This window comes from Variovorax sp. DAIF25, from assembly GCF_050711835.1.
GTDB lineage: Bacteria > Pseudomonadota > Gammaproteobacteria > Burkholderiales > Burkholderiaceae_C > Variovorax.
Genome location: NZ_CP136636.1, coordinates 1,618,291 through 1,642,340 on the forward strand (window position 1 = coordinate 1,618,291; position 24,050 = coordinate 1,642,340).

General features: G+C 67.4%; 22 protein-coding genes. 16 read left to right on the top strand and 6 right to left on the bottom strand.

The genetic code is table 11. The features are described 5' to 3' along the window. Positions 1 to 11 precede the first annotated feature (11 nt). Positions 12 to 3,674 carry an indolepyruvate ferredoxin oxidoreductase family protein gene (locus tag R0232_RS07435; RefSeq protein ID WP_431511728.1) on the bottom strand — a complete coding sequence of 1,221 codons (3,663 nt, stop codon included), beginning with the start codon at positions 3,672 to 3,674 and terminating at the stop codon, positions 12 to 14. 91 nt (positions 3,675 to 3,765) lie between these two features. Between R0232_RS07435 and R0232_RS07440 the strand changes: the two genes are divergently transcribed. Further along, entirely contained in the window at positions 3,766 to 4,284 is a 519-nt protein-coding gene (locus R0232_RS07440) for an Lrp/AsnC family transcriptional regulator (protein ID WP_057597712.1), read from the top strand. Between the two features lie 102 nt (positions 4,285 to 4,386). On the opposite strand, the gene groL is transcribed toward R0232_RS07440, so the two are convergent. Together groL and R0232_RS07450 are read right to left on the bottom strand one after the other, a co-directional pair. Further along, a complete protein-coding gene (gene groL, locus R0232_RS07445; protein ID WP_057597713.1) occupies positions 4,387 to 6,039 on the bottom strand; it encodes a chaperonin GroEL in 1,653 nt (550 codons plus the stop codon). Between the two features lie 29 nt (positions 6,040 to 6,068). Continuing rightward, positions 6,069 to 6,359: a co-chaperone GroES gene (locus tag R0232_RS07450; RefSeq protein ID WP_057597714.1), complete on the bottom strand. Its 291-nt coding sequence runs from the start codon at positions 6,357 to 6,359 to the stop codon at positions 6,069 to 6,071. Positions 6,360 to 6,564: 205 nt separating this feature from the next. Here R0232_RS07450 and R0232_RS07455 point away from each other — a divergent pair, with 205 nt between their 5' ends. The 4 genes from R0232_RS07455 to arsH are packed head-to-tail and all read left to right on the top strand — an operon-like array spanning position 6,565 to position 9,375. Further along, complete coding sequence (locus R0232_RS07455) at positions 6,565 to 6,891, top strand: ArsR/SmtB family transcription factor (protein ID WP_431511729.1); 327 nt, start codon at positions 6,565 to 6,567, stop codon at positions 6,889 to 6,891. 29 nt (positions 6,892 to 6,920) lie between these two features. After that, positions 6,921 to 8,207 carry an arsenic transporter gene (locus tag R0232_RS07460; protein ID WP_431511730.1) on the top strand — a complete coding sequence of 429 codons (1,287 nt, stop codon included), beginning with the start codon at positions 6,921 to 6,923 and terminating at the stop codon, positions 8,205 to 8,207. Between the two features lie 33 nt (positions 8,208 to 8,240). Further along, positions 8,241 to 8,672, top strand: a complete 432-nt coding sequence (gene arsC / locus R0232_RS07465; protein ID WP_057596046.1) for an arsenate reductase (glutaredoxin) — start codon at positions 8,241 to 8,243, stop codon at positions 8,670 to 8,672. Next, positions 8,641 to 9,375, top strand: a complete 735-nt coding sequence (gene arsH / locus R0232_RS07470) for an arsenical resistance protein ArsH (protein ID WP_431511731.1) — start codon at positions 8,641 to 8,643, stop codon at positions 9,373 to 9,375. Before arsC ends, arsH begins: the two co-directional genes overlap by 32 nt. On the opposite strand, the gene R0232_RS07475 is transcribed toward arsH, so the two are convergent. Further along, on the bottom strand, positions 9,372 to 10,334 hold the full coding sequence (locus R0232_RS07475) for a LysR family transcriptional regulator (RefSeq protein WP_431511732.1): 963 nt from the start codon (positions 10,332 to 10,334) through the stop codon (positions 9,372 to 9,374). The two genes, arsH and R0232_RS07475, sit on opposite strands and share 4 nt — an antisense overlap. Before the next feature lie 105 nt (positions 10,335 to 10,439). Between R0232_RS07475 and R0232_RS07480 the strand changes: the two genes are divergently transcribed. The 3 genes from R0232_RS07480 to R0232_RS07490 are packed head-to-tail and all read left to right on the top strand — an operon-like array spanning position 10,440 to position 12,816. Continuing rightward, the gene (locus R0232_RS07480; protein WP_431511733.1) at positions 10,440 to 11,411 is read left to right on the top strand and encodes a Bug family tripartite tricarboxylate transporter substrate binding protein; all 972 of its coding nucleotides are present in this window, start codon (positions 10,440 to 10,442) and stop codon (positions 11,409 to 11,411) included. An 11-nt stretch (positions 11,412 to 11,422) separates the two neighbouring features. Next, complete coding sequence (locus R0232_RS07485; protein ID WP_431511734.1) at positions 11,423 to 11,809, top strand: 5-carboxymethyl-2-hydroxymuconate Delta-isomerase; 387 nt, start codon at positions 11,423 to 11,425, stop codon at positions 11,807 to 11,809. A 14-nt stretch (positions 11,810 to 11,823) separates the two neighbouring features. Then, the gene (locus R0232_RS07490; protein ID WP_431511735.1) at positions 11,824 to 12,816 is read left to right on the top strand and encodes a polysaccharide deacetylase family protein; all 993 of its coding nucleotides are present in this window, start codon (positions 11,824 to 11,826) and stop codon (positions 12,814 to 12,816) included. A gap of 14 nt (positions 12,817 to 12,830) precedes the next feature. On the opposite strand, the gene R0232_RS07495 is transcribed toward R0232_RS07490, so the two are convergent. Next, positions 12,831 to 13,997 carry a calcium:proton antiporter gene (locus R0232_RS07495; RefSeq protein ID WP_431511736.1) on the bottom strand — a complete coding sequence of 389 codons (1,167 nt, stop codon included), beginning with the start codon at positions 13,995 to 13,997 and terminating at the stop codon, positions 12,831 to 12,833. Between the two features lie 143 nt (positions 13,998 to 14,140). Beyond that, positions 14,141 to 14,776 carry a TetR/AcrR family transcriptional regulator gene (locus R0232_RS07500; RefSeq protein ID WP_431511737.1) on the bottom strand — a complete coding sequence of 212 codons (636 nt, stop codon included), beginning with the start codon at positions 14,774 to 14,776 and terminating at the stop codon, positions 14,141 to 14,143. 383 nt (positions 14,777 to 15,159) lie between these two features. Here R0232_RS07500 and R0232_RS07505 point away from each other — a divergent pair, with 383 nt between their 5' ends. The 8 genes from R0232_RS07505 to R0232_RS07540 all read left to right on the top strand — a co-directional run bounded on the left by R0232_RS07505 (position 15,160) and on the right by R0232_RS07540 (position 24,048). Continuing rightward, on the top strand, positions 15,160 to 15,801 hold the full coding sequence (locus tag R0232_RS07505; RefSeq protein WP_431511738.1) for a TetR/AcrR family transcriptional regulator: 642 nt from the start codon (positions 15,160 to 15,162) through the stop codon (positions 15,799 to 15,801). After that, positions 15,798 to 16,547, top strand: coding sequence for a winged helix-turn-helix domain-containing protein (locus R0232_RS07510; protein ID WP_431511739.1), 750 nt, complete (start codon positions 15,798 to 15,800; stop codon positions 16,545 to 16,547). The genes R0232_RS07505 and R0232_RS07510 overlap by 4 nt, the downstream gene beginning before the upstream one ends. A gap of 307 nt (positions 16,548 to 16,854) precedes the next feature. After that, entirely contained in the window at positions 16,855 to 17,382 is a 528-nt protein-coding gene (locus R0232_RS07515; RefSeq protein WP_431511740.1) for a fimbrial protein, read from the top strand. 112 nt (positions 17,383 to 17,494) lie between these two features. Beyond that, entirely contained in the window at positions 17,495 to 18,301 is an 807-nt protein-coding gene (locus R0232_RS07520) for a fimbrial biogenesis chaperone (RefSeq protein ID WP_431511741.1), read from the top strand. After that, positions 18,270 to 21,041: a fimbria/pilus outer membrane usher protein gene (locus R0232_RS07525; RefSeq protein WP_431511742.1), complete on the top strand. Its 2,772-nt coding sequence runs from the start codon at positions 18,270 to 18,272 to the stop codon at positions 21,039 to 21,041. Before R0232_RS07520 ends, R0232_RS07525 begins: the two co-directional genes overlap by 32 nt. Positions 21,042 to 21,124: 83 nt before the next feature. Continuing rightward, the gene (locus R0232_RS07530) at positions 21,125 to 22,153 is read left to right on the top strand and encodes a fimbrial protein (RefSeq protein ID WP_431511743.1); all 1,029 of its coding nucleotides are present in this window, start codon (positions 21,125 to 21,127) and stop codon (positions 22,151 to 22,153) included. A 338-nt stretch (positions 22,154 to 22,491) separates the two neighbouring features. Continuing rightward, positions 22,492 to 23,058 carry a fimbrial protein gene (locus R0232_RS07535; RefSeq protein WP_208509916.1) on the top strand — a complete coding sequence of 189 codons (567 nt, stop codon included), beginning with the start codon at positions 22,492 to 22,494 and terminating at the stop codon, positions 23,056 to 23,058. Between the two features lie 195 nt (positions 23,059 to 23,253). Continuing rightward, positions 23,254 to 24,048, top strand: a complete 795-nt coding sequence (locus R0232_RS07540) for a fimbrial biogenesis chaperone (protein WP_208509917.1) — start codon at positions 23,254 to 23,256, stop codon at positions 24,046 to 24,048. Positions 24,049 to 24,050: the final 2 nt, after the last annotated feature.

The window sequence follows — 24,050 nt, forward strand, 5'->3', positions numbered from 1 at the left end:
AGCCGGAGCGTTCAGTGCGCCGCGACGATCGCGATGCCCTTGATCTGCCCCGCGGCCTTGGTCGAGGCCGGCGCCGGATAGCGCTGCGGCCGCAGCCGGTGCAGCAGCTCGGCTTCGCGCGCACGCGCCAGCGCGAGGTTGCCGATCTTCACGTGGCCGTAGCCGCGAATCGTCATCGGCAGCGCGGCGATGTCGGCCAGCAGCTTCTGGTCGGCGGCCGCCATGTCCTGCGCCAGTTCGTCGAGCCGGGCCTCGAAGTGGGCGATCAGCTCGCGTTCCAGCCGCCGCTCCTGCGTACGGCCGAAGGGATCGAAGGGCGTGTGGCGCAGCGCCTTGCCGTGCGCGAGCACGCGCATCGCCGGCAGCATCCAGGCGCCGAAGCGGATCTTGCGCGGGGCCTGGCCATTCTTCGGCGGTGCGAGGAAGGGCGGGGCCATGTGGAACTCGAGCTTGATCTTCTCGCCCTCGAACTGCTCCATCAGGCTGCGCTGGAAGCTGCCGTCGGTGTACAGGCGCGCGACCTCGTACTCGTCCTTGTAGCTCATGAGCTTGAGCAGGCTGCGCGCCGCGTTGCGCGTGAAGGGCAGCGAGGCATCGCCGCCGAGCGCCGATTCGCGCTGCTGCAGCGCGCGGATGCGGGTCTCGAAGCGTCGCGCCCAGGCGGCGTTCTGGTAGCCCGAGAGATGCGCCACGCCGCGCGCGACGATGGCCTCGAGGTCGTTGCCGTCGGCCGCGTTCGCGAGGTCCATCGCCGACGCGGGCTGCAGCGTGTCGCCCAGGCGCTTGAGCCCTTCGGGATCGGCCGCGGCCATGCGACCCAGCGCGAAGGCCAGGCGATTGGCGGCGACCGCCACGCCGTTGAGCTCGATGGCGCGCATCAGCGCCTCGAAGCCCAGCGGCACCAGGCCAAGCTGCCACGCATAGCCCACGGCGAGGATGTTGGCGGCCAGCGTGTCGCCGATGAACTCCTCGGCCAGCGCCTGCGCGTCGAAGGTCTTCACCTGTTCCTCGCCTGCCGCGAACTGCAGCTTCTCGAGCAGCAGGTCGATGTGCAGCTCGGCGTCGGGATTGCGCAGCGACTCGGCGACCGGGATCTCGTGCAGGTTCGCGAGGATGCGCGTGCGGCCGTGGCGCACCGCCTGCAGCGCCTCGGGCGAGGCACCGACGACGAGGTCGCAGGCCAGCACGGCATCGGCCTGCTGGGTGTCGATGCGGGCCTGGTTCAGGCGCTCCGGATGGCTCGCCATGCGCACGAAGCTCAGCACCGAGCCGCCCTTCTGCGCGAAGCCCATGAAGTCGAGCACGCTCGCGGCCTTGCCCTCGAGGTGCGCGGCCATCGCGACCAGCGCGCCCACGGTCACCACGCCGGTGCCGCCGACGCCGGTGACCAGCAGGTCGTAGGGCGCGTTGTCCCAGTCGTGGCCCGGGGGCTGCGGCAGCGCGGCGGCGCGTGCCAGCACGGCGTCCTTCTCGCGCTGCAGCGCGCCGGCCTTGCGGCGCAGCGAGGCACCGGTGACGCCCACGAAGCTCGGGCAGAAGCCCTGGGCGCACGAATAGTCCTTGTTGCAGTGGGTCTGGTCGATCTGGCGCTTGCGGCCCAGCGGCGTCTCGTGCGGCACCACGGCCACGCAGTTGCTCTGCACCGTGCAGTCGCCGCAGCCTTCGCACACCGCCTGGTTGATGAACAGGCGCTTGGGCGGATCGGCCAGTTCGCCCTTCTTGCGCCGGCGGCGCTTCTCGGCGGCGCAGGTCTGCTCGTAGATCAACACGGTGACGCCCGCGACCTCGCGCAGTTCGCGCTGCACCGTGTCGAGCAGGCTGCGGTCGTGGAAGCCGGTGCCGGCCGGGAAGCGGTCCTTCTGGCCGTCGTACTTGCGGATGTCGTCGCTGACCACCACCACGCGCATCACGCCTTCCGATTCGACCTGGCGCGCGATCGCGTCGACGGTGATCACGCCGTCCACCGGCTGGCCGCCGGTCATCGCGACCGCGTCGTTGAACAGGATCTTGTAGGTCATGGTGGCCTTGGCCGCCACCGCCTGGCGGATCGCCAGGTAGCCCGAGTGGTAGTAGGTGCCGTCGCCGAGGTTCTGGAACACGTGCGGCACGCGCGTGAACTTGGAATGCGAGATCCAGTCCACGCCCTCGCCGCCCATCTGCACCAGGCCCGCGGTGCCGCGCTCCATCCAGCTGGCCATGAAGTGGCAGCCGATGCCGGCGCGCGCGGTCGAGCCCTCGGGCACCTTGGTGCTGGTGTTGTGCGGGCAGCCGGCGCAGAAGTAGGGCAGGCGCTTGACCGCATCGCTGGCGTTGGCCAGCAGGTCGGGCGGCGTGAAGTCGCGCACGCGCTCGGTCGGGCGGCCGATGCCGTCGGCGCCGCCGACGTGGCGCTCGAGCCATTCGGCCACGCGCTCGATCAGCCGCGAGGGCCGCAGTTCGCCGAGTGCCGAGATGAAGGGGCGGCCGTCGCGGTCGTGCTTGCCGACCAGCGCCGGGCGTGCGTCGGCCGGCGCGTTGTAGAACATGTCGCGCAGCTGGCTTTCGACGAAGGCGCCTTTCTCCTCGATCACCAGCACCTCGGCCAGGCCCGCGGTGAAGGCGCGCATGCGCGTCTGCTCGAGCGGGAAGCTCAGGCCCACCTTGTAGATGCGCACGCCGGCCGCGGCCAGGCGCTCGGTCGAGATCTCGAGCCGGCGCAGCACTTCCATCAGGTCGTAGTGGGCCTTGCCGCAGGTCACGATGCCGACCCGGGCGTCGGGGCTCTCGACCGCCACGCGGTCGATGCTGTTGACGCGCGCGAACGCGGCCACCGCCTCGTGCTTGTCGGCCAGCCGCGACTCGATGCGCAGCGAGGGCAGGTCGGGCCAGCGGTAGTGCAGGCCGTCGGCCGGCGCGCGGTGGCCGGTGGCCTCGCGCACGCCGTCGGCATCGAGCCAGGCGGCGCTGCGCGCGAGGATCAGGTCGAGGTCGACCGTGCTCGAGCTCTCGACCACCTCCGACAGCGCCGGCATGCCGACCCAGGTGCCCGAGTAGCGCGAGAGCGCATAGCCGTAGAGCCCGAACTCCACCAGCTCGGCCACGTTGGCCGGCTGCACCACCGGCATGCCCCAGGCCGCGAAGGCCTGGTCGGACTGGTGCGGCATCGACGAGGACACGCAGCCGTGGTCGTCGCCCGCCACCACCAGCACGCCGCCGTTGGGCGAGGCGCCGTAGGCATTGCCGTGCTTGATCGCGTCGCCCGCGCGGTCCACGCCCGGGCCCTTGCCGTACCACATGCCGAACACGGCCTCGACCTCGCGCTCGGGGTCGGACTCCACGCGCTGGGTGCCGAGCACCTGGGTGGCGGCCAGTTCCTCGTTGATGGCGGGCACGAAGCGCACGCCTTCCTGCTCGAAGCGGCTGCCGGCCTTCCAGATCGCCTGGTCGACCATGCCGAGCGGCGAGCCGCGGTAGCCGCTGACGAAGCCGCGGCTGTCGAGGCCGCGCGCGGCATCGCGCTGGCGCTGCATGCACAAGAGGCGCACCAGCGCCTGCGTGCCGGTGAGGAAGACCACGCCCGAGCTCGCCCAGAGGTTGTCGGCGAGCTGGTAGCCCGGACGGGCGAGGGTGGTCGTGGCGGCGGTTTCGGCGGCGCGGGTGGGGGCTGCGGCCGAAGAGAGGTCATTCGAATTCATTGCGAGATTGTTGTTCTCGCTCAGGAGGAATATTCTCTTGAATCACTACAGGGTGACCCTGGAATCAGGAATATCCATCTCGAAAATCGCCATGAACGACGAATTCATCCCTCTCGACCATCATTCGCTGCGCATCCTCGACGAACTGCAGCGCGACGCGCGCCAGACCGTGCAGCAGATCGCCGACGCGGTGGGGCTGTCGCCCACGCCGTGCTGGCGCCGCATCAAGGACATGGAGGCCAGCGGCGTGATCCGCGGCTACACGGTGATCGTCGACCGAGAGAAGGTGGGGCTCAACCTCGCGGCCGTGACGGAGGTGAACCTCGACCGCCACAGCGAGGCCAAGGTGCGCGACTTCGAGCGTGCCGTGGCCGCGAGTCCGCAGGTGGTGCGCTGCGCCTCGGCCACCGGGCCGGCCGACTACATCCTCACGGTGCTGGTGCCCGACATCAAGCACTACGAGCAGTTCCTGCACACCACGCTGTTCGAGCAGGCCGGCGTGACGCACGTGCGCTCGGCGATCGTGCTGCGCGAGGTCAAGGCCGACGCGCCGCTGCCGATCGACATGGCGTCGACCGCGGCGGGGCCGCGGCGCAGGGCGCGCGGCTGAAGCGGCGCGCCCAAAGAAAAAGGCCGGGGCGAACCCCGGCCTTCCGTCGTGTCTGAACGACCCGCCCGTCGAACGCCGAAGCGCTCGCCGGGCGAGAGGCAATTACATGCCCATGCCGCCCATGCCACCCATGCCGCCCATGTCGGGCATGCCGCCGCCGGCAGGAGCGTCGTCCTTCGGAGCGTCAGCCACCATGGCTTCGGTCGTCAGCAGCAGCGAGGCCACCGAAGCGGCGTTCTGCAGCGCGGTGCGGGTCACCTTGGTCGGGTCCAGGATGCCCAGCTCGAGCATGTCGCCGTACGAGTCGTTGGCGGCATTGAAGCCGTAGTTGCCCTTGCCGGCCAGCACCGCGTTCACCACCACCGAGGCTTCGCCGCCGGCGTTGTTCACGATTTCGCGCAGGGGGGCTTCGATGGCCTTCAGGACCAGCTTGATGCCGGCGTCCTGGTCGGCGTTGTCGCCCTTCACGCGGTCGCCCACGGCTTGCTTGGCGCGCAGCAGGGCCACGCCACCACCGGCAACCACGCCTTCTTCCACTGCAGCGCGGGTGGCGTGCAGGGCGTCTTCGACGCGAGCCTTCTTTTCCTTCATTTCGACTTCGGTGGCAGCGCCGACCTTGATCACTGCAACGCCGCCGGCCAGCTTGGCCACGCGCTCTTGCAGCTTTTCACGGTCGTAGTCGCTGGTCGCTTCCTCGATCTGCACGCGCACTTGCTTCACGCGGGCTTCGATGTCGGCAGCAGCGCCCGAACCGTCGATGATGATGGTGTTTTCCTTGCCCACTTCGATGCGCTTGGCTTGACCCAGGTCGGCCAGCGTCACCTTCTCGAGGGTCAGGCCGACTTCTTCGGCGATGACCTTGCCGCCCGTCAGGATGGCGATGTCTTCGAGCATGGCCTTGCGGCGGTCGCCGAAGCCAGGCGCCTTGACGGCCACGACCTTCAGGATGCCGCGGATCGTGTTCACGACCAGCGTCGCCAGGGCTTCGCCCTCGACTTCTTCGGCAATGATCAGCAGCGGACGACCGGCCTTGGCGACTTGTTCCAGCGTGGGGAGCAGGTCACGGATGTTGCTGATCTTCTTGTCGAACAGCAGCACGAAGGGGTTGTCGAGCAGCGCCGATTGCTTCTCGGGGTTGTTGATGAAGTAGGGCGACAGGTAGCCGCGGTCGAATTGCATGCCTTCGACGACGTCCAGTTCGCTGTCCAGCGACTTGCCGTCTTCGACGGTGATCACGCCTTCCTTGCCGACCTTGTCCATCGCGTCGGCGATGAGCTTGCCGATGGTTTCGTCGCTGTTGGCCGAGATCGAGCCGACTTGAGCGATTTCCTTCGACGTGGTGGTGGGCTTCGAAGCCTTCTTCAGCTCTTCGACCAGGGCCGTCACGGCCTTGTCGATGCCGCGCTTCAGGTCCATCGGGTTGATGCCGGCGGCCACGTACTTGAAGCCTTCGCGAACGATGGCTTGCGCCAGCACGGTCGCGGTGGTGGTGCCGTCACCGGCGTTGTCCGAAGTCTTGGAAGCCACTTCCTTCACGAGCTGGGCGCCCATGTTCTGCAGCTTGTCCTTGAGTTCGATTTCCTTGGCGACCGACACACCGTCCTTGGTCACGGTGGGGGCGCCGAACGAGCGCTCGAGCACCACGTTGCGGCCCTTGGGGCCCAGGGTCACTTTGACCGCGTTGGCCAGGATGTTCACACCCTCGACCATGCGTGCGCGGGCTTCTCCGCCGAAGACGACGTCTTTTGCTGCCATGTTTGTTTACTCCGAATGGGATGGGTGGATTACTTCTCGACGACCGCGAACAGGTCGTCTTCCTTCATGACGAGCAGCTCGTCGCCATCGACCTTGACGGTCTGGCCGCTGTACTTGCCGAACAGGACGCGGTCGCCGACCTTCACGGTCAGGGCCGACAGGTCGCCCTTGTCATTGCGCTTGCCCGGGCCCACGGCCAGGACTTCACCCTGATCGGGCTTCTCGGCGGCGGCGTCGGGGATGACGATGCCCGAGGCAGTCTTGGTTTCGCTGTCGATACGCTTGACGATCACGCGATCGGCCAAAGGACGAAGTTTCATTGCATCTCCTGGATAAGAAACTGGGTGGTGGTTTTTTGGGCGCCCATCCTGCAGGACCGGTTGCCCGTCGACTGGAGGCGAGGCTTGTTAGCACTCAACCACAGCGAGTGCTAATCATAAGGGCAATCGCCGGGGTTTCAAGCGCCGGGACGGGTTGCGCGGGAAGTCGGTTGCCACGATTCAATATTTCAACGATGATTGAAATATGGAAGAAGAAGCCGTCATCCGTTCTCTCATGGCCCTCGCGCAGAGCGTGCGCCTGCGTGTGTTTCGCGCCCTGGTCGTGGCCGGCCCGCAGGGCATGACGCCCGGCGCGCTGACCGAAACGCTGGGCGTTCCGGCCACGGGCCTGTCGTTCCATCTCAAGGAACTGGGCCGCGCGGGCCTGGTGTCGCAGGAGCGGCAGGGGCGCCACCTGATCTACCGCGCCTCGTTCGACCAGATGAACGGGCTGCTGGCCTATCTGAGCGAGAACTGCTGCCAGGGGCAGCCCTGCGAAGTCGATGCGCAAGGCGCGTCCTGCGGCTGCTGACGGTCGGCGCCGCATCGTTTCCTCGCCCCATGCTCACCGCCGTTCTCATCTTCCTCGCGACCCTGGTGCTCGTCATCTGGCAGCCGCGCGGCCTCGGCATCGGATGGAGCGCCGCGCTGGGCGCGCTGGTGGCCCTGGCCCTCGGCGTGGTGCATCTGCCCGACGTCGTGCGGGTCTGGCAGATCGTCTGGAATGCCACCGGGACCTTCATCGCCGTGATCGTCATCAGCCTGCTGCTCGACGAGGCCGGCTTCTTCGAATGGGCCGCGCTGCACGTCGCGCGCTGGGGCGGCGGCAGCGGCGGCCGGCTGTTCGTCTTCATCGTGCTGCTCGGCGCGGCCGTCTCGGCGCTGTTCGCCAACGACGGCGCCGCGCTGATCCTCACGCCGATCGTGATGGCCATGCTGGTGGCGCTGGGCTTCACGCCGGCCACCACCCTGGCCTTCGTGATGGCAGCCGGCTTCATCGCCGACACCGCGAGCCTGCCGCTGATCGTCTCGAACCTCGTCAACATCGTCTCGGCCGACTTCTTCGGGATCGGCTTCAACGCCTATGCGGCGGTGATGGTGCCGGTCAATCTCGCCGCGGTGGTCGCCAGCCTGCTGGCCTTGCTGCTTTATTTCCGTCGCGACATTCCCGCGCGCTACGACGCCAGCCGCTTGAAGCGCCCGGCCGATGCCATCCGCGACCCGGCCACCTTTCGCGCGGGCTGGGTCGTGCTGGCGCTGCTGCTCGTCGGTTTCTTCGGCCTGGAGCCGCTCGGCGTGCCGGTCAGCGCCGTGGCGGCCGTTGGCGCGCTGCTGCTGCTGGCCGTGGCGGCCCGCGGCGAGGTCATCGCCACGCGCAAGGTGCTGCGCGGCGCGCCCTGGCAGATCGTCGTGTTCTCGCTGGGCATGTACCTGGTGGTCTACGGCCTGCGCAATGCCGGCCTGACCGAGCAGATCTCGACGCTGCTCGACGTGTTCGCGCAAGGCGGCATCTGGGGCGCGGCCCTGGGCACGGGCTTCCTGGCGGCCGCGCTGTCTTCCGTGATGAACAACATGCCGACGGTGCTGATCGGCGCGCTCTCCATCGATGCCTCGGGCGCCACCGGCGTGGTGAAGGAGGCGATGGTCTACGCCAACGTCATCGGCTGCGACCTGGGCCCGAAGATCACGCCGATCGGCAGCCTGGCCACCCTGCTGTGGCTGCATGTGCTCGCGAAGAAGGGCACCACCATCGGCTGGGGCTACTACTTCAAGGTGGGCGTCGTCATGACGGTGCCCGTGCTCGCCCTGACCCTCGCCGCGCTCGCACTGCGCCTGAGCTTCGGCTGATCTGCTTTCTCACCAGCGACATCCCTCCCTTCCATGAGCGACATCACGATCTATCACAACCCCGACTGCGGCACCTCGCGCAACGTGCTCGCGCTGATCCGCAACAGCGGCGAGGAGCCGACCGTCATCGAGTACCTCAAGCATCCGCCGGACCGCGCAACGCTCGAGCAACTGGTCGCCGACATGGGCATCGGCGTGCGCGACCTGCTGCGCCAGAAAGGCACGCCCCACGACGAGCTCGGGCTGGCCGATGCGAAGTGGACCGATGCGGAACTGATCGGCTTCATGCTCGCGCACCCGATCCTCATCAACCGCCCGATCGTCGTCACGCCGTTGGGCACGCGCCTGTGCCGGCCATCGGAGGCCGTGCTCGACCTGCTGCCGCACGCCCAGCGCGGCGCGTTCTCGAAGGAAGACGGCGAGCCCGTCATCGATGCGAAAGGCCAGCGTGTCGCCAAGCCCTGACCTGTTGAACCTGGATGCGGAGGCCTTCCGGCTGCCGGACCCACGGCACCTGTGGCCCGCCGAGCGCTCGACGCATGCGCCGCGCATCCTGCTGCTCTACGGCTCGGTCCGCGAGCGTTCGTACAGCCGCCTGCTGACCGAAGAGGCCGAGCGGCTGCTGTGCGCGCTGGGCGCGCAGACCCGCGTCTTCGATCCGCGCGGCCTGCCGCTGCCCGACAGCGAACCCGAGGACCATCCGAAGGTGCAGGAGCTGCGTGCGCTCGCGCAGTGGTCCGAAGGCATGGTCTGGTGCTCGCCGGAACGCCATGGCGCGATGACCGGCATCATGAAGGCGCAGCTCGACTGGATCCCGTTGTCGGTCGGCTCCGTACGGCCGACCCAGGGCAAGACGCTGGCCGTGATGGAGGTCTCGGGCGGCTCGCAGTCCTTCAATGCGGTGAACCAGCTGCGCGTGCTCGGACGCTGGATGCGCATGATCACCATCCCGAACCAGTCCTCGGTCGCCAAGGCCTACCTCGAGTTCGACGAAGCCGGGCGCATGAAGCCCTCGCCGTACTACGAACGCGTGGTCGACGTCATGGAGGAGCTGGTCAAGTTCACGCTGCTGACGCGCGATTGCGCCGGCCATCTGGTCGATCGCTACAGCGAGCGGCGCGAGAGTGCCGAGGCCCTGTCGCGGCGCGTGAACCTGCGAAGCATCTAGCGCCGTGCCTTGCCGGGCGCGGTCCAGCCCGACGGCAGGGCCGGCGCGCCCGCGACCAGCGCATCCCAGAGATGGCGCGACGCGTTCGTGTGATGGCGCGTGCGCGAACGCACGAGGCAGGCCTTGCGCTGCAGTTCGACGCAGTCGATCGGCACCGCGTCGTGCACCGCCAGGCTCGATGCGGCCGCGGCGTTGAGGATCGCGACCATGCCGCTCTCGCGCGCGGCGGCCACCAGGTCTTCGAGTGCATCCGATTCGAGCCGGACCTGCGGCTTGAGGCCCTGCGAGGCAAAGGCCGCGTCGAGCTCGCGGCGCATCATGTATTCGCTCGGCAGCAGCGCGAGCCTGCAGGGCGCGAGCTGCGCCAGCGTGAGCCGCCGCGCGCGCCGCGGCAGGGCGCCGACGGCGACGGCCCGCTCGACGAAGCACTGCGCGATCTCGAGGTCGACATGGGGATGCGGATCGAAGCTCACCGCGAACTCGAAGTCGCCGCGCAGCACGCCTTCCTCGAGCGCGTGCGCGGTGCGCCGCCGCAGCGCCACGGACAGCGCGGGCCAGCGCGCCTGTGCCGCGCGCATCACCGGCACCACCCAGCAGGCGCCGTAGGACTGCACGAGTCCCACGCGCACCAGGCCCGAGATGGTGTCGGCCCGCTCGGGCACCTCGCGCAAGGCCGACTGCAGTTCGAGCAGGCTGCCCGCGATGCGGCGTTCGAGTTCGTGCCCCGACAGCGTGGGGACCGCGCGGCCGCCGGTGCGGTCGAAGAGCGGCACGCCCAGCACCTGTTCGAGCAGCGCGATCTGTTCCGACAACGCGGGCTGCGAGATCGAGCATTCGCGCGCCGCCTCGTTGAAGCTGGGCGCGCGCATCGCGGCGCTGAAGTAGCGCAGCTGCCGCAGCGAAACGAGCTCGAGGGGATCGCGTGCGCGCTGGGCGCGGCTGCTGGGGCGTGCGGTCATGGCGATCGGATTATCCGATGGGGCGTGCCGAAAAATGCGATTTGCCGCGGCCGGCGCATCCTCTGAAACTGCCTCCCAAGACGAGACATCAGGAAGCACCGATTCATGCAGCGACGAAATTTCCTCCAGGCCGGCGCGGCCCTTGCCATCCCCGGCCTTGCCGGCGCGTCGCACGCACGGGCCTTTCCCTCCAAGCCGATCCGCATCGTCTGCCCGTACCCGGCCGGCGCCACCACCGACGCGATCTCTCGCCTGATGGCGCATGCGCTGCAGACGGAGAGCGGCGCCACGGTGCTCGTGGACAACCGCGGCGGCGCGGGCGGCAACATCGGCACCGAAGCCGTGGCGCGCGGCGAGGCCGACGGCCACACGCTGCTGCTCGCGGCGCTCGGCCCGATGGCGGCGAATGCCGCGCTCTATCCCAAGCTCAACTACGACCCGGCCAAGGACTTCGCGTCGCTGGCCTGGGCCGCGTCGGTGCCGCTGGTGATGGTGGCGCATCCCTCGTTCCCCGCGCCGAACCTGCGCGCGGCGCTCGAGGTGCTGCGCAAGGCGCCGGGCCGCTACTCCTACGCCTCGGCGGGCAACGGCACGCCGCAGCACCTGGCGGCCGAACTCTTCAAGCGCGAGGCGCAGGTGTCGATCCTGCACGTGCCGTACCGTGGCTCGGCGCCGGCGCTCAACGATCTGATGGGCGGCACCGTGCAACTGCTGTTCGAGGCCACGCCGGCGGTGCTGCAGCACATCGTGTCGGGCCGGCTCAAGGCGCTCGCCGTGACCAGCCCCGCGCGCATCCCCGCGCTGCCCGAGGTCCCGACGCTCAAGGAGAGCGGCGTCGATGCGCAGATCGGCGGCTGGTACGGCTTCGTCGCGCCCGCGGCCACGCCGAGCGAACGCCAGGCCTGGCTGGTCGACCACATGCGCCGCGCGCTGGCGCAGAAGAACACCCGCGACAAGCTCGCGGAACTGGGGTCGATCACGGTCGACAGCTCGCCGCAGGCCTTCGCGCGGATGATGGCCGGCGAGCGCATCCGCTGGCAGCAACTGATCCGCGAGGCCGGCATCAAGCTGGATTGAGGTCGCGCGCCATGCCCCACATCGTTGTCGAGGCATCGCCTCCTCTGCTCGCGGCCATCGATTGGCCGCGGACCCTGCGGACGCTGCACCGCGCGCTCGCGGACAGCGGATCGGCCGCGCTCGGCGATCTGAAGTCGCGCGTGCAACCCATCGTGGCCGAACTCTGCGGCGACGAGCCCGGCGCGCAGCAACTGATCGCCACGCTGGTGCTCACGAATCCGCGTGCGAGCCAGGTGAGCCAGCGGATGGCCGACACCGCGTTCACGGTGCTGTCCCGCGCGGTCGAGGCGCTGTCGCCCGACCAATGGGTGCAGTGCTGCGTGTTCCTGCGCGAGCACCCCAAGGCGAACTACTGGAAGCAGCAGTGGAACCCGCCGTCGAACCCCCACCATCCATGAAAGGGATCCTCCAGATGAACGCCAACCCCTCCATCGGCAGCCTCGAGCGCCGCAACATCCTGCGCGGCGGCGCGGGCACGGTGGCGGCCGCCGCGCTGTCCGGCCTCGCGGCCGGCGAAGCGCGGGCCCAGGCGCGGCCGAAGGCTGCAGCCACGGCCGGTACCGGCCGCCACTGGCCGAACGGCGCGCGGCTCGTGATCTCGGTATCGATGCAGTTCGAGTCGGGCGCGCAGAGCGAGCACGACAACGGCTCGCCGTTTCCGCCGATGGATGCGAAGTACCCGGACCTGCCGGCGCGCACCTGGTTCGAATACGGCGTGCGCGAAGGCATCCCGCGGCTGCTCGACCTGTGGGACCGGCATGGCGTGAAGGTGACTTCGCACATGACCGGCCAGGCCGTGGAGCGCAACCCGCAGCTCGCGCGCGAGATCGTGCAGCGCGGCCACGAAGCCGCCGCGCATGGCCAGACCTGGACCCCGCATTGGGACATCTCGCCCGAGCAGGAGCGCGCCTCCTACCAGGCCAACATCGATGCGCTGGTCAAGGCCACCGGCACCCGTCCCGCGGGCTACAACGCGTTCTGGCTGCGCGGCACGCCACGCACGCTCGGCATCCTGCAGGAACTGGGCTTCACGTACCACATCGATGACCTCTCGGCCGACGAGCCGATGACCACGCAGGTCAACGGCAAGCCCTTCGCGGTCGTGCCCTACACGCTGCGCATGAACGACATCGCCCGCTTCGGTGCGGAGGGGCCGCTCACGGCCGCGGCCTTCGGCCAGGAGCTCAAGGACGAGTTCGACCAGCTCTATGCCGAGGCGGCCGGACGCCGGCGGATGATGTCGATCTCCACCCACGACCGCATCGGAGGCACGCCCGCGCGCGTGAAGGCGCTGGGCGAGTTCCTGGCCTATGCGAACAAGCACCCGGGCGTGGCCTTCGAGCGCAAGGACCGGATCGCGCAGTGGGCGCTGTCGATGTCGGGCGTGCCGAACCGCACCTATTGAGCGGGAGCCTCGGCTCAGGGACTGAAGAGGAGCAGCCCGAAGATCGCGAACAGCGCCAGGTGCATCCAGCCCTGGACCGCCGAGGTCTTCTGGCCGTTGAAGCTCAGCATGCCCAGCGCCACGGTGGCGATGTAGAGCACGGTCTCCGTGTTCGAGATGCCCATGATCACCTGCTTGCCGGTCACGAGGCCGATCACGAGCACGGCCGGCACCGTCAGTCCCACGGTGGAGACGAAGGCGCCGAGGCACAGGTTGATGGCGCGCTGCATCTCGTTGTTCATCGCGGCCTTCACGGCCGTGATGGACTCGGGCGTGAACACGATGATGGCGATCAGGACACCGCCCAGGGCGGTGGGCGCGCCCGCCGCCGCGATGCCGTAGTCGGTGACCACCGCGAGATGGTGGGCGAGCAGCACGATCGGCAGGATCAGCGCGATCAGCAGGGCCGAGCGCAGCACGAGGAACTTCGTGTCCGTCCGCGCGGGCTGGGGCAGCAGGCCGACGGCATGGCGGGCCGGCTCGGCATCGACGCCCGGTGCGGGTTCCATGTAGAGCTTGCGGTGGCTTCGCATCTGCAGGCCGAGGAAGACCGCGTAGACCACGGCCGTGACCCCCGTGATGCCGATGGCCTGGAAGGTCGTGAACTCGCCCGCGCCGCTCAGGTACTTCGGCAGCACCAGTGCGATGCTGGCCAGCAGCACCACCATCGACAGGTACGACGCGGTGCCTTGCGCGTTGTAGCCCTGATGGCCGTTGCGGCCGTAGCCCGCGATGAGGCACAGGCCCATCACGAGGTTCATGATGATCATCATGACGGCGAAGATCGAGTCGCGGCCGATGGTGGGGAAGTCGCCCGGCCCCAGCAGCACGGAGGCGATCAGCACCACCTCGATCAGCACGATCGACAGCGTCAGGATCAGGGTGCCGTAGGGCTCGCCGAGCGCATGCGCGAGATGGTCGGCCTCCCTCACCACGCCGAAGGACGCGGCCAGGATCGTGACGAACAGCGCCGCGAACGCGATGCCCGCCGTGACCGGTGTCATCGAGGGGCCGAGCCAGCCGGCGCCGAAGACGGTGAACGCGCCGACGACGGCCCATGCTGCGATCAGCAGCAGCCAGGTCTGCGGTGGGATGGAGATGGTGGCAGCGGTGAGGGGCTGCGCGCTACGAGGATGGACCATGGTTGAACTTCACAGGAAGTGCAGGGTCGTCCCCGGGCGGCGATCGCGCCCTGGAGTCGTCCCCGGGGCCGAGCGTGGCAGTGGCAGTCACGCTGCGGCGGACTCTATCACGCGGAGCGCGCGCCGCCGAGACCCGGCTGCCCTCAGGTCGCCTTGCGTGGCGGCGAAGGGACCACCATGGCCATGAGGCTGTCCATGCTCTTCTCGACGATCTCCATGTCGAGGTCGGGCTCGCGCGCCGCGCGAAGCACCAGGCCGTCGATGAAGCATCCGAGGGCCATGGCGCGGATCTGGATCTCCTTCTCGCTCACTGTCTCCCCGGCCTGGGTGGAGAGGTCCGTCAGCCAGGCGATCAGCGATGCCCTGGCTTCCTTGTCGGCGTCGACGACGTGCTTGGCGATCGCTTCGTTGCGCGTGCTTTCCGCGCTCATTTCCAGGATCAGCGGCGGGCTTGGAACATCGGGGTCGCCCGCGAGCCACCGGCGCAGGTATTCGCAGATGCGGGCCGTCACCACCTTCGGCGTCAGTCCGGCGATGCCCGGGCCGAAGCCGGCCTTGACCTGCAGGCGCATGAGGCCGAGAACGATCTCCTCCCGGCTCGAGAAGTAGCGGTAGATCAGCCCCGGGCTCATCTGCGCGGTTTCGCTGATGCGGGCGATGGTGCCCGCATGCAGCCCGTCCTGGATGAAGCAGGTTCTCGCGGCCTTCAGGATCCTCAGCTTCTGCAACTCGGCCCGCTGTTCGCTGCTGGGAGACGAGCGCTTGATCTTGTTATTCACGCGTGAATTTCCTTGAGGTGTGGTGTCGGCTGGCTGGGGAGCTTACGTCGGCGCTCATGGAGTAAAGAAAGTATAAATGCTCATTCATTTTTCATGATCTGAGAGGCAAGCTTTCCGGCGCTGGCGCCCTTGTCTCTGCCGGTTCGTGGTTGCATTCGTTTTCCCCGAAGAAGGCCGCTGTTTGCTGACAATCGACTGATCTTGCCGAGGGGTGGCCGAGAACTAGTTCCTCCTTTCCGGGGAAATATGACACTTGTCCCTAGGATTTGGGCCGGCAATGCCGTGGTCGTGCGGAGACTGGAGTAACCTAACAAAAACTGAATGTTCACTCTCTTTTCGTGAGGCGGATTCTGTCTACGAAGAAGTGGGCCGAAAGGATTCAATTGCAGGGAAATAAATTGCAGGCGGCTGGCACGGGAAGGGAAGGCGCGGTCCGCGACCGCATTCTCCTGGCCGCAAGCGCGTGCTTCGCGGAGCGCGGCATTCGGCCTGTCTCCATGGTGCATATCTGCGACGCGGTCGGCATGAGCCCTTCCGAGATTCGCCTTCACTTCGAGACCAAGGACGACATCGTGCTGGCCTTGCTGGAGCGCCTGCAGGGCCTGGGCCTCGGCGACTTGCCGGATCTGCGGCCCGAGACCGTGGCGGCGTTCGTCTGCGAGCGGCTGCGCAGTTGGCGCGCAACGGGGGCTTCGAATGCCGCCTTCGTGCTGGAGGCGGTCGCGGAGGGCACTCGCAGGGCGCGCGTGGCCGGCGCCACGGCCGAAGCCCTGGCGGGCGAGCGTCATGCGCTCGTCGCGCTGTTGCAGGCCCGCATGCGCCAGGCCTGCCATGCACTGCCCGAGGCCGAAGTGCGCGGCCGGGTGTTCGCCTTGCAGTGCTTCGTCGAAGGCGTGGTGCTGCGTGTGGCTCGCGAGCCGGACATGGACCTCGAGATCGTCGGCGAAAGCGTCAGGCGCTTCGTCGCCCAGGCGGTTCCGAACTTCGAGCCGGAAACCTCGACCCTGGGAGTTTGCGCATCATGAGTCCCACCACGAACACCGGGCTGGGCTTGCCCAGGTCCATTTCCTCGCTGGCGCTGGTCTTCGGCGACGAGCGCAACCGTGGCACCTTGCGCAGCGCGCTCGACTCGCAGGGCTTCGCCTCGGCGGCCTTCGATTCGGTGCAGACCCTGTGGGAGTCGATGTCCTCGGGCCGTCACTACGACGCGCTGATCGCCTGTGCCGACAAGGGATGGAGCCAGCGGCGCTGGGCGAACCTTCGGACCATGGTGAAGCTGCCCATGCTGGTCGTCGTGTCGCGCGATGCATTGGAACTCGCGGCCACCTTCGACGAGGACTCGCTGAATGGAGAGCGGATCGAATTCGCCACGGCGCCGGTGGACGGTGCCGAACTGGCGATGAGATTGCGATTGCTCCACACGCGCAGGCAAGGGGGGCAGGTGCCGCCGGCCGAGGAAGACCTGATCTGGGGGAGCTTCCATTTCAAGCGATTGGCGCGCGTGGTGCTGGTCGATGGCGTGGAAGTGCGCTTGCAGCCGCGCGAATTCGAGGTCGCCTGCATCCTGTTCCAGAACCTCGGCAAGGTCGTCGCCCGCACCGAGATCGAGGAACGGCTCTTCGACCGGCCCAGCAGCCCCGGTTCGCGGGTGCTCGACGTGCACGTGACGCGCGTGCGCCGCAAGTTGGGACTGGGCCCTGAGAAGGGCATCCGGCTGTTGACGATCTACGGGGTGGGGTACCGCCTGGTGGCCCTGAATCCATCGTCCTAGTCGCCGGCTGCGCGAGCCCGCCCGAGCGCCGTCGTGGGTGGGCAGCGTGGTCGACGGTCATCCGTGACGAGGGCCATTGGCAGCGTCATCGCGACTCAATGGCCTGAATTGACGCCAATCAATCTGTGATTCCTGCTCAATTCAACTCAATGGGAGATCAATGATCGAAAAACCGTAGTCAAAAAAATTAACCAAGGAATATTAATTCACCGCCGGGCTCTCTGTGTTTCCGCAGCAGCCGGCGATGTTGTCTTGCAGGGCCTGCCGCCATGGAGCGGGCTCTCATCGATTGAAATCAAGGAATCAAATGCTCAAGCATCCCCTCGCCAAGTTCTTCGCCCTCGCCGCTGTCGGCGCCCTCTCGCAAGCCGCGATGGCCTTTGACGGCACCATCAACTTCCAGGGCGACATCATCGACGCCACCTGCTCGGTGGCGCCCAGCAGCCAGAACAAGACCGTGCAACTCGGCAAAGTCGTGAGCCGGAAGTTCACCGGCACCGGCAGCATTTCCACGCCGGTCGACTTCAGCATCGATCTGCTCGACTGCGACACCGCCTCGGCCAAGAATGCCCAGGTCACTTTCTCCGGCACCGCCGATGGCGAGAACCTGGCCATTGCAAATTCCGGGCAGACCGTGGCGGCCGCAACGGGCGTAGCGATCCAGTTGAAGGATTCGACCGGCAAGGTGATCCCGATGGGCAAGGCGTCTTCCCAATACATCCTGGGCAACGGCACCAACTCGCTGCAATTCAAGGCGAACTACTTCGCAACGAAGGACGTGGTCACGGTCGGCCCGGCCAACGGCATGGCCCAGTTCACCGTCGCCTACAACTAAGTCCGGCGGTCCACGGCCGCGGCTCCTGCAGCCTCCGGCCGTTGGCGCCGCCCTGCGGCGGCGCCCCCGTTCTCCTTCTTTGTTCATGTTTCGTACGGCGGCGTACCGCCGCATGGGGCGCGTGCGCCCGAAAACTCCTATGTGCAGCAAGCAGACATTCGGTTGGGTCCTGGCCATGGCATCGGGGCTGGGCTTTTCATGGCACGCCGATGCGGCGGTGTCGCTCAGCGGCACGCGCGTGATCCTCGGCGAGAAAGAGCGCGAAGCCTCGATCCCCATGCGCAACACCGGCAGTGCGCCCTATGTCATCCAGGCCTGGGTCGATGCGGGCGAGGGTCTGACCGACGTGCCGCTGATGGTCACGCCGCCGCTGTCGCGGCTCGATCCCGGCAAGGAAAACATCCTGCGCATCCTGCGGATGCCCGGTGAATTTCCCCGCGACCGCGAATCGGTGTACTGGCTCAACGTCAAGGAGATCCCCGAGAAGACGCAGGAAGAAAACGTGCTGCAGATCGCGGTGCGTACCCGCATCAAGCTGTTCTATCGTCCCGCCGCGCTGTCGGGCCAGCCGGTGGACGCGCGCGCGCAGCTGCGGTGGAGCGTCGGTCCCGGTGCGCCGGACCAGGGCCCCGTGCTGAAGATCCGCAATCCAACGGTCTATCACGTGACCTTCACCGGCTTGACCGTCAACGCCGGTCAGCAGGTGATTCGAGCCGTCATGGTCGCGCCGCTCGCCGAGTCGAGCTTTCCGCTCGAGGCCATGAAGACGCCGCAACCGATCGAGGTCCGGTTCACCACGATCAACGACTACGGTGGCGAGACGCCCGAGGAACGCGTGCGCGTGCCCGTGGCCGTCGATCCCGTGGCATTGACGCCCGAGGTCGTCGATGCGCCATCCACGAGCGATGCAGCGCGCTGAGGCCATGCGCCGCATCCTGTGCGCCGCGCCGTTCCGCCGCACGCTGTGCGCGACGGTCATCGCGAGCCTCGGCATCCCTGCGTTGGCGCAGCAGGTCGCCGGTTCGCGTTTCGAGGAGGAATTCCTCGGCATCGGCGGCGGCAAGCAACCGCGCGCCGATCTCTCGATCTTCGCCTTCGGCAATCGGGTGCTGCCCGGCACCTATGCCGTCGACGTGACGATCAACGGGCGGGCCGCCGGCCGCAGCACCATCCGTTTCGACGACGTGCCGGGCAAGAACGATGCCGTGGCCTGCCTCACGCGCGGCATGCTGGGCGGATGGGGCGTCAACGTGGAGGCCTTCCCCCCGCTGGCCGGTGCGGCCGACGATGCCTGCGTGGATCTGCCGGGCAGCATTCCCGAGGCGACCGTGAGCTACGACGCGGGTCAGCTCGCGCTGTCGATCGGCATTCCGCAGGCCGCGCTCAAGCGCACGGCGCGCGGCGCGGTCGAGCCCGCGCGATGGGACAGGGGCATCACCGCCGCCATGCTCGATTACCAGTTGAACTTCGCGCGCCATGGCGGCGACAACCAGCGCGAGCGGCAGAACCTCTTCGCGAATTCGCCGAGCCTCTTCGACGGCAATCCTTTCCTCGACCGCAGGCGCCAGGACACCCGGCGCAACACGTTGTTCGCGGGCCTGCGCGGCGGCTTCAACATCGGTGACTGGCGCTTGCGCCACTACTCGACCTACAACCGCGATACCGACGGCCGCGGCCGCTGGCAGGCCGTCACCACCACGCTGCAGCGCGACCTGCCCTCGATCCAGGGGCAACTGCAGATCGGCGACGGCAACACGCCCGGCAACTTCTTCGACAGCGTTCCGTTTCGCGGCGTGCAGATCGGCACCGACGAGGCCATGCTGTCCGATAGCCAGCAGGGCTACGCGCCCACCATTCGCGGCATCGCGCAGACGAACGCGCGCGTCACGGTGCGCCAGAGCGGCTACATCGTCTACAGCACCTTCGTCGCGCCGGGGCCGTTCGTGATCGACGACCTCTATCCCACGGACTCCGGCGGCGACCTCGAAGTCACGGTCACCGAAGCCGACGGGCGCGAAAGCAGATACATCCAGGCCTTCTCGGCGGTGCCGACGCTGCTGCGCGAAGGCACCTGGCGCTACGGTGCCACGGTGGGCAAGTACCGCAGCGCCTTCGGCTACAGCAGCAGCTACATCGACGACACGCGCCTGGGTGGCGCCGGCATGCTGCTGGCACCGTGGCTGCGGGAGCAGGGCGCGCGCATCGAGCCGGTCTTCGTGCAGGCGACACTGGCGCGCGGCCTGGGCGGCGACTACACGGTCTATGGCGGCTTCATGGCCTCGAGCCGCTACCAGTCGATGCTGGCCGGCGTGGGCAAGAACATGCGCAGCTTCGGCGCGTTGTCGGTCGACCTCTCGACCGCCAGCACCACGGCGCCGCGTAGCCTGCCGACCGATCCGGCGGGAACGCCGATGGCGCTCGTGCCTGGCGGGAAGGAGCGCCAGAGCGGCCAGTCGCTGCGCTTTCTCTACGCCAAGTCCTTCGTCGACAGCGGCACCAATTTTCGCGTGGCGGGCTACCGCTATTCCACCAGCGGCTACCGCACCTTCCAGGAAGCCATGGACATGCAGGCGCTGTCGCCGTCCGAGCGCCTGCACGGCCGCCGCAACGAGCTGCGCTTCGAGCTCGCGCAGAAGATCGGAAGCTGGGGCTCGGTCTTCGCCTCCGCGCGCCAGCAGAGCTATTGGGGAACCTCTCTCAAGGACCGGCTGGTGCAGGTGGGTTGGTCGGGCAACTACAAGCAGTTCAGCTACAGCGTCTTCTACAACCGCAGCGCCTACCAGGACCGCCGGGCCACGAGCCAGCTCATGTTCACGCTGAGCATTCCGCTCGGCACTTCCGCGGCCAGCGCGCAGTACGCGGTCTCGCGTGATCGCGAGGGCAACACCAGCCAGCAGGTGAGCCTGTACGGCGCGGCCCTGGAGGATCGCCGCCTCAGCTACAGCGTGAGCGCCAGCCATGCGAGCGAGCAGGGCGCCGGCGGCAGCGTCGGTGCCGGCTACCTCGCGCCGTTCGGCCGCTTCGACCTCGGCCACTCGCAGGGCCGGGGCTTCCGCCAGACCACCTTCGGCATGGCGGGCGGGCTGCTGGTGCATGGCGGCGGCATCACGCTGTCGCAGCCCCTGGGCGAGACGGTCGCGCTGGTGCAGGTGCCCAAGGCCGGTGGCGTCGGTTTCGACGCGCGTCCGGGCGTGGTGACCGATGGCTCGGGCCGTGCCGTCATCCCCAACCTCAGCCCCTACAGGCTCAACCGCGTGGCCCTGCGCACGCAGGACCTGGGCGACACGACCGAAGTGAAGTCCGCCGCCACCGAACTCGTGCCGACGCGCGGCGCGGTGGTGCTGACGACCTTCGAGACCTCGGTGGGCTACCGGCTGATGCTGACGCTCACCGACGGCCGCGGAAAGCCGCTGCCCTTCGGTGCGCGCATCGAGAACGACGCCGGCCAGGAGGTCGGCATCGTCGGGCCCGAGGGCCGGGCCTATGTGACCGGCGCGGGCCAGAGCGGCCGCCTCGCGGTGCGCTGGGGCCAGCAGTCGGCGAACCAATGCGCGGTGTCGTACAGCCTGCCCGAGGAGGCCAGTCCGCTGCCCGTTCGCCAGTTCGCGGGCCGGTGCGTCGACGAAGCGCAGGCCGTGTCGCTCAAGGGCCGGCGATGAGCGCGTATCGGTCGTCCGTCCGGGCGGATTGCCACCGCGGCCATGCGTGCCCTAACTCCCACCTCTCGTGAAGTAGAGAAGACATGTCAATCAGAACGATGGTGCGAAAGATCCGCGTGTTGACGCTCTGGGCTGCCGTCGCCATGGCGGCGACCGTGGCGCAAGCGGCGGAATGCTTCTATTCGGAAGGCATCCGGATCGGCGAATTCAGCTTCGACTTCGGCCAGGTGGTCGTGGACAACAACCAGCCTGTCGGCGCTGTCCTGGCGCATCGACAAGGCGCGCTCAGAAATGCCTGGATTGCCAACTGCAACTTCGGAGAGACGTTGACCGTTCAACTGCGAGGAACCCAAGGAGCGCTCGTGAGCAACACCTCCATGTGGGAGCGAATCTACTCCACCAACGTACCGGGGGTCGGCTATCGGATACAGGTCTTCGGAGGGCGGGAAAGCGCCACGGGCGCTCTTCCCTTCGAGTTCTCGGTCGAGGGCACCACGCCGAGTTCCACCACGTCGAACTATCGAGGCTGGGTCCAGTTCAACTTCGACCTGATCAAGACGGCAAAGCGCGTCGGCAACGGGCTGTTGACGCCCGGACTCTATGGGCACGCGATCGTCGCCAACAAGCCGCGGGACTACTACTTTCGAGTCAGCCTCAGCGGCGGCAAGATCGTCGCACCTTCGTGCACCCTGAGCGAGTTGTCGCGCAATCCCACAGTCCGAATGGGCCGCGTGCCGATCCGCGATTTCGCCGCCGGCATCGGAACCGTTGCACGCGATACGCCGTTCAACATCGAGGTCGCGTGCCAGGCGGCACCGGGCACCGTGCAGTCCACCGTCTCGATGACCATGGACCCCACGCGCGCGACGACGTTGCCGGGCGTGCTGGCGATCAATGAGGGCGGCCCGGGGCAGATCACTGCCAGCGGCGTCGGCATCCAGGTGCTCGACGCGCAGCGCCGACCCGTGGAGTTCGGCAAGGCCGCGACGGTGGGCCAGTCGAGGGACTCCACCTACGTCGTGCCTTTCGTCGCGCGCTACATGCGCACCGGCAGCGAGCTGAAGCCGGGCATTGCCAACGCGACCGCGACGATCACGCTGACGCATCAGTAGTCGGCCACACCGTGCCTGGGACGCGACGACCGGACGCGTGACGCCGATCGCATGCGTTGGTTACCGAACGTGTCGGCCTCCTCCCGAAATCATGCGGATTCGACGCTTGCGCGCAAGCGCTCGACCGCATCGAAAATTAACAAATACGATGCAATTTTCTTGATGAAAATGAATTGACTTTTTTGAGTTCACATTTGTCATTGAATGGGCAACGATAGTTAATCACGGTTTCCTGATGTATTGTTCTATTCGACCTGTTCATCCTCAATTCATTGATAGCATTTCGACGGTCTGCAATTGATGTGCAGGCAATTTTCATATCAATCTTTAGGATATCCATGTCGAAAAAATATCTTTCCAAGTTCGCAGTGATCGCGGCCGTGGCCGCTGCATCGCAAGGCGCCTTCGCGGCCGCCAATGACACCGGCACCGTCAACTTCGAAGGCGAAATCGTCAACAGCATCTGCTCGATCGCACCGGAGAGCCAGAACATGAAGGTTTTCCTCGGCAAGATCGCGGCCAAGACCTTCAAGGCGGCAGGTGACGAGTCGTTGCCGCAAGATTTCACCATCAAGCTGCTCGACTGCCCCGCTCCCGACGCGGCCACTGGCAAGGCCAGCGTTGCGACCGTGACGTTCCTGGGCCAGAAGGACCGTACCGACGCCACGCTGCTGCTGATCGACAACTCGGGTCAGGTCGGCGGCGTGGATGCCGCCAAGGGTGTCGGTATCGAGATCTCCGACTCCGCCAACACGCGCATCGACATGGGCGCGGCCTCGGGTGGCTACAACCTGGGCGAAGGCACCAACTCGCTGAGGTTCAAGGCCAACTACAAGTCGACCGTCGCAGCGGTCACGGCCGGCCCGGCGAACGCGAGCACGACCTTCCAGGTCGACTACAAGTAAGTCGTTCGACGACGCGAGGCCCTTGCGGCTTCGCGTTGCTGCTGGCGCGGCGAGCAGCGGTGCAAGGCCGTTCGGCATTCGCGCCAGCATTTATTTCAGCTTCTCCGGTTTGTTTTTTCTTCAGTGCGCCGCAAGGCGTGCGGAGTGTTTGCGTGCGTGCCGCGGCTGCGGCTTGCACCGGGAATACAGATGCATATGTGCAGCAATCAACGCATTCGCAGGGTCTTCCTCGCCATCGCGCTGCTCGGTTTTCAATGGACCGCCGACGCCAGCATCATGCTCAGCGGCACGCGCGTGATCCTGCGCGAGACGGACCGCGAGGCCGCCCTGCCGATGAAGAACTACGGGACCTTGCCCTATGTGGTGCAGGCCTGGATCGATGGCGGTGAAGGCAAGAGCAAGGTCCCGCTGCTGGTCACGCCGCCGCTGTCGCGGCTCGATCCCGGCAAGGAGAACATCCTGCGCGTCATGCGCATGGGCGGCGAGCTGCCGTCCGACCGCGAGTCGGTGTTCTGGATCAATGTGCGTGAAATCCCCCAGAAGGCGACGGAAGAGAACGTGCTGCAGATCGCGATACAGAACCGGCTCAAGGTTTTCTATCGTCCGACAGGCCTCGAGGGCACGGCCGCGCGCGCGCGGGCCCAGCTCAAGTGGGTCGTGAGCCCCGGCGCGCAAGGGCAGGGTGCAGTGCTTCGCATCGCCAACCCGACCGGCTATCACATCACGCTCTTGCAACTGGACATCAACAACGGCCAGCAGGTCATCGACCCCGGCATGGTTCCGCCCTTCGGCGAGTTGTCCTATCCGCTGAAGGCGATCAAGACGCCGCAAGCCGTCCAGGTCAACTTCATGACGATCAACGACTACGGCGCCGCGACCCCCGAGGAAGTCGTGAAGGTCCCCGAGGGCGCGGAGCCCGTGGCGATCCAGGCCGAGGTGGTGCCGAAGAAGAAGCCCGAGACTCCCGCGGCCGATGGCGGTGGGCGCTAGTT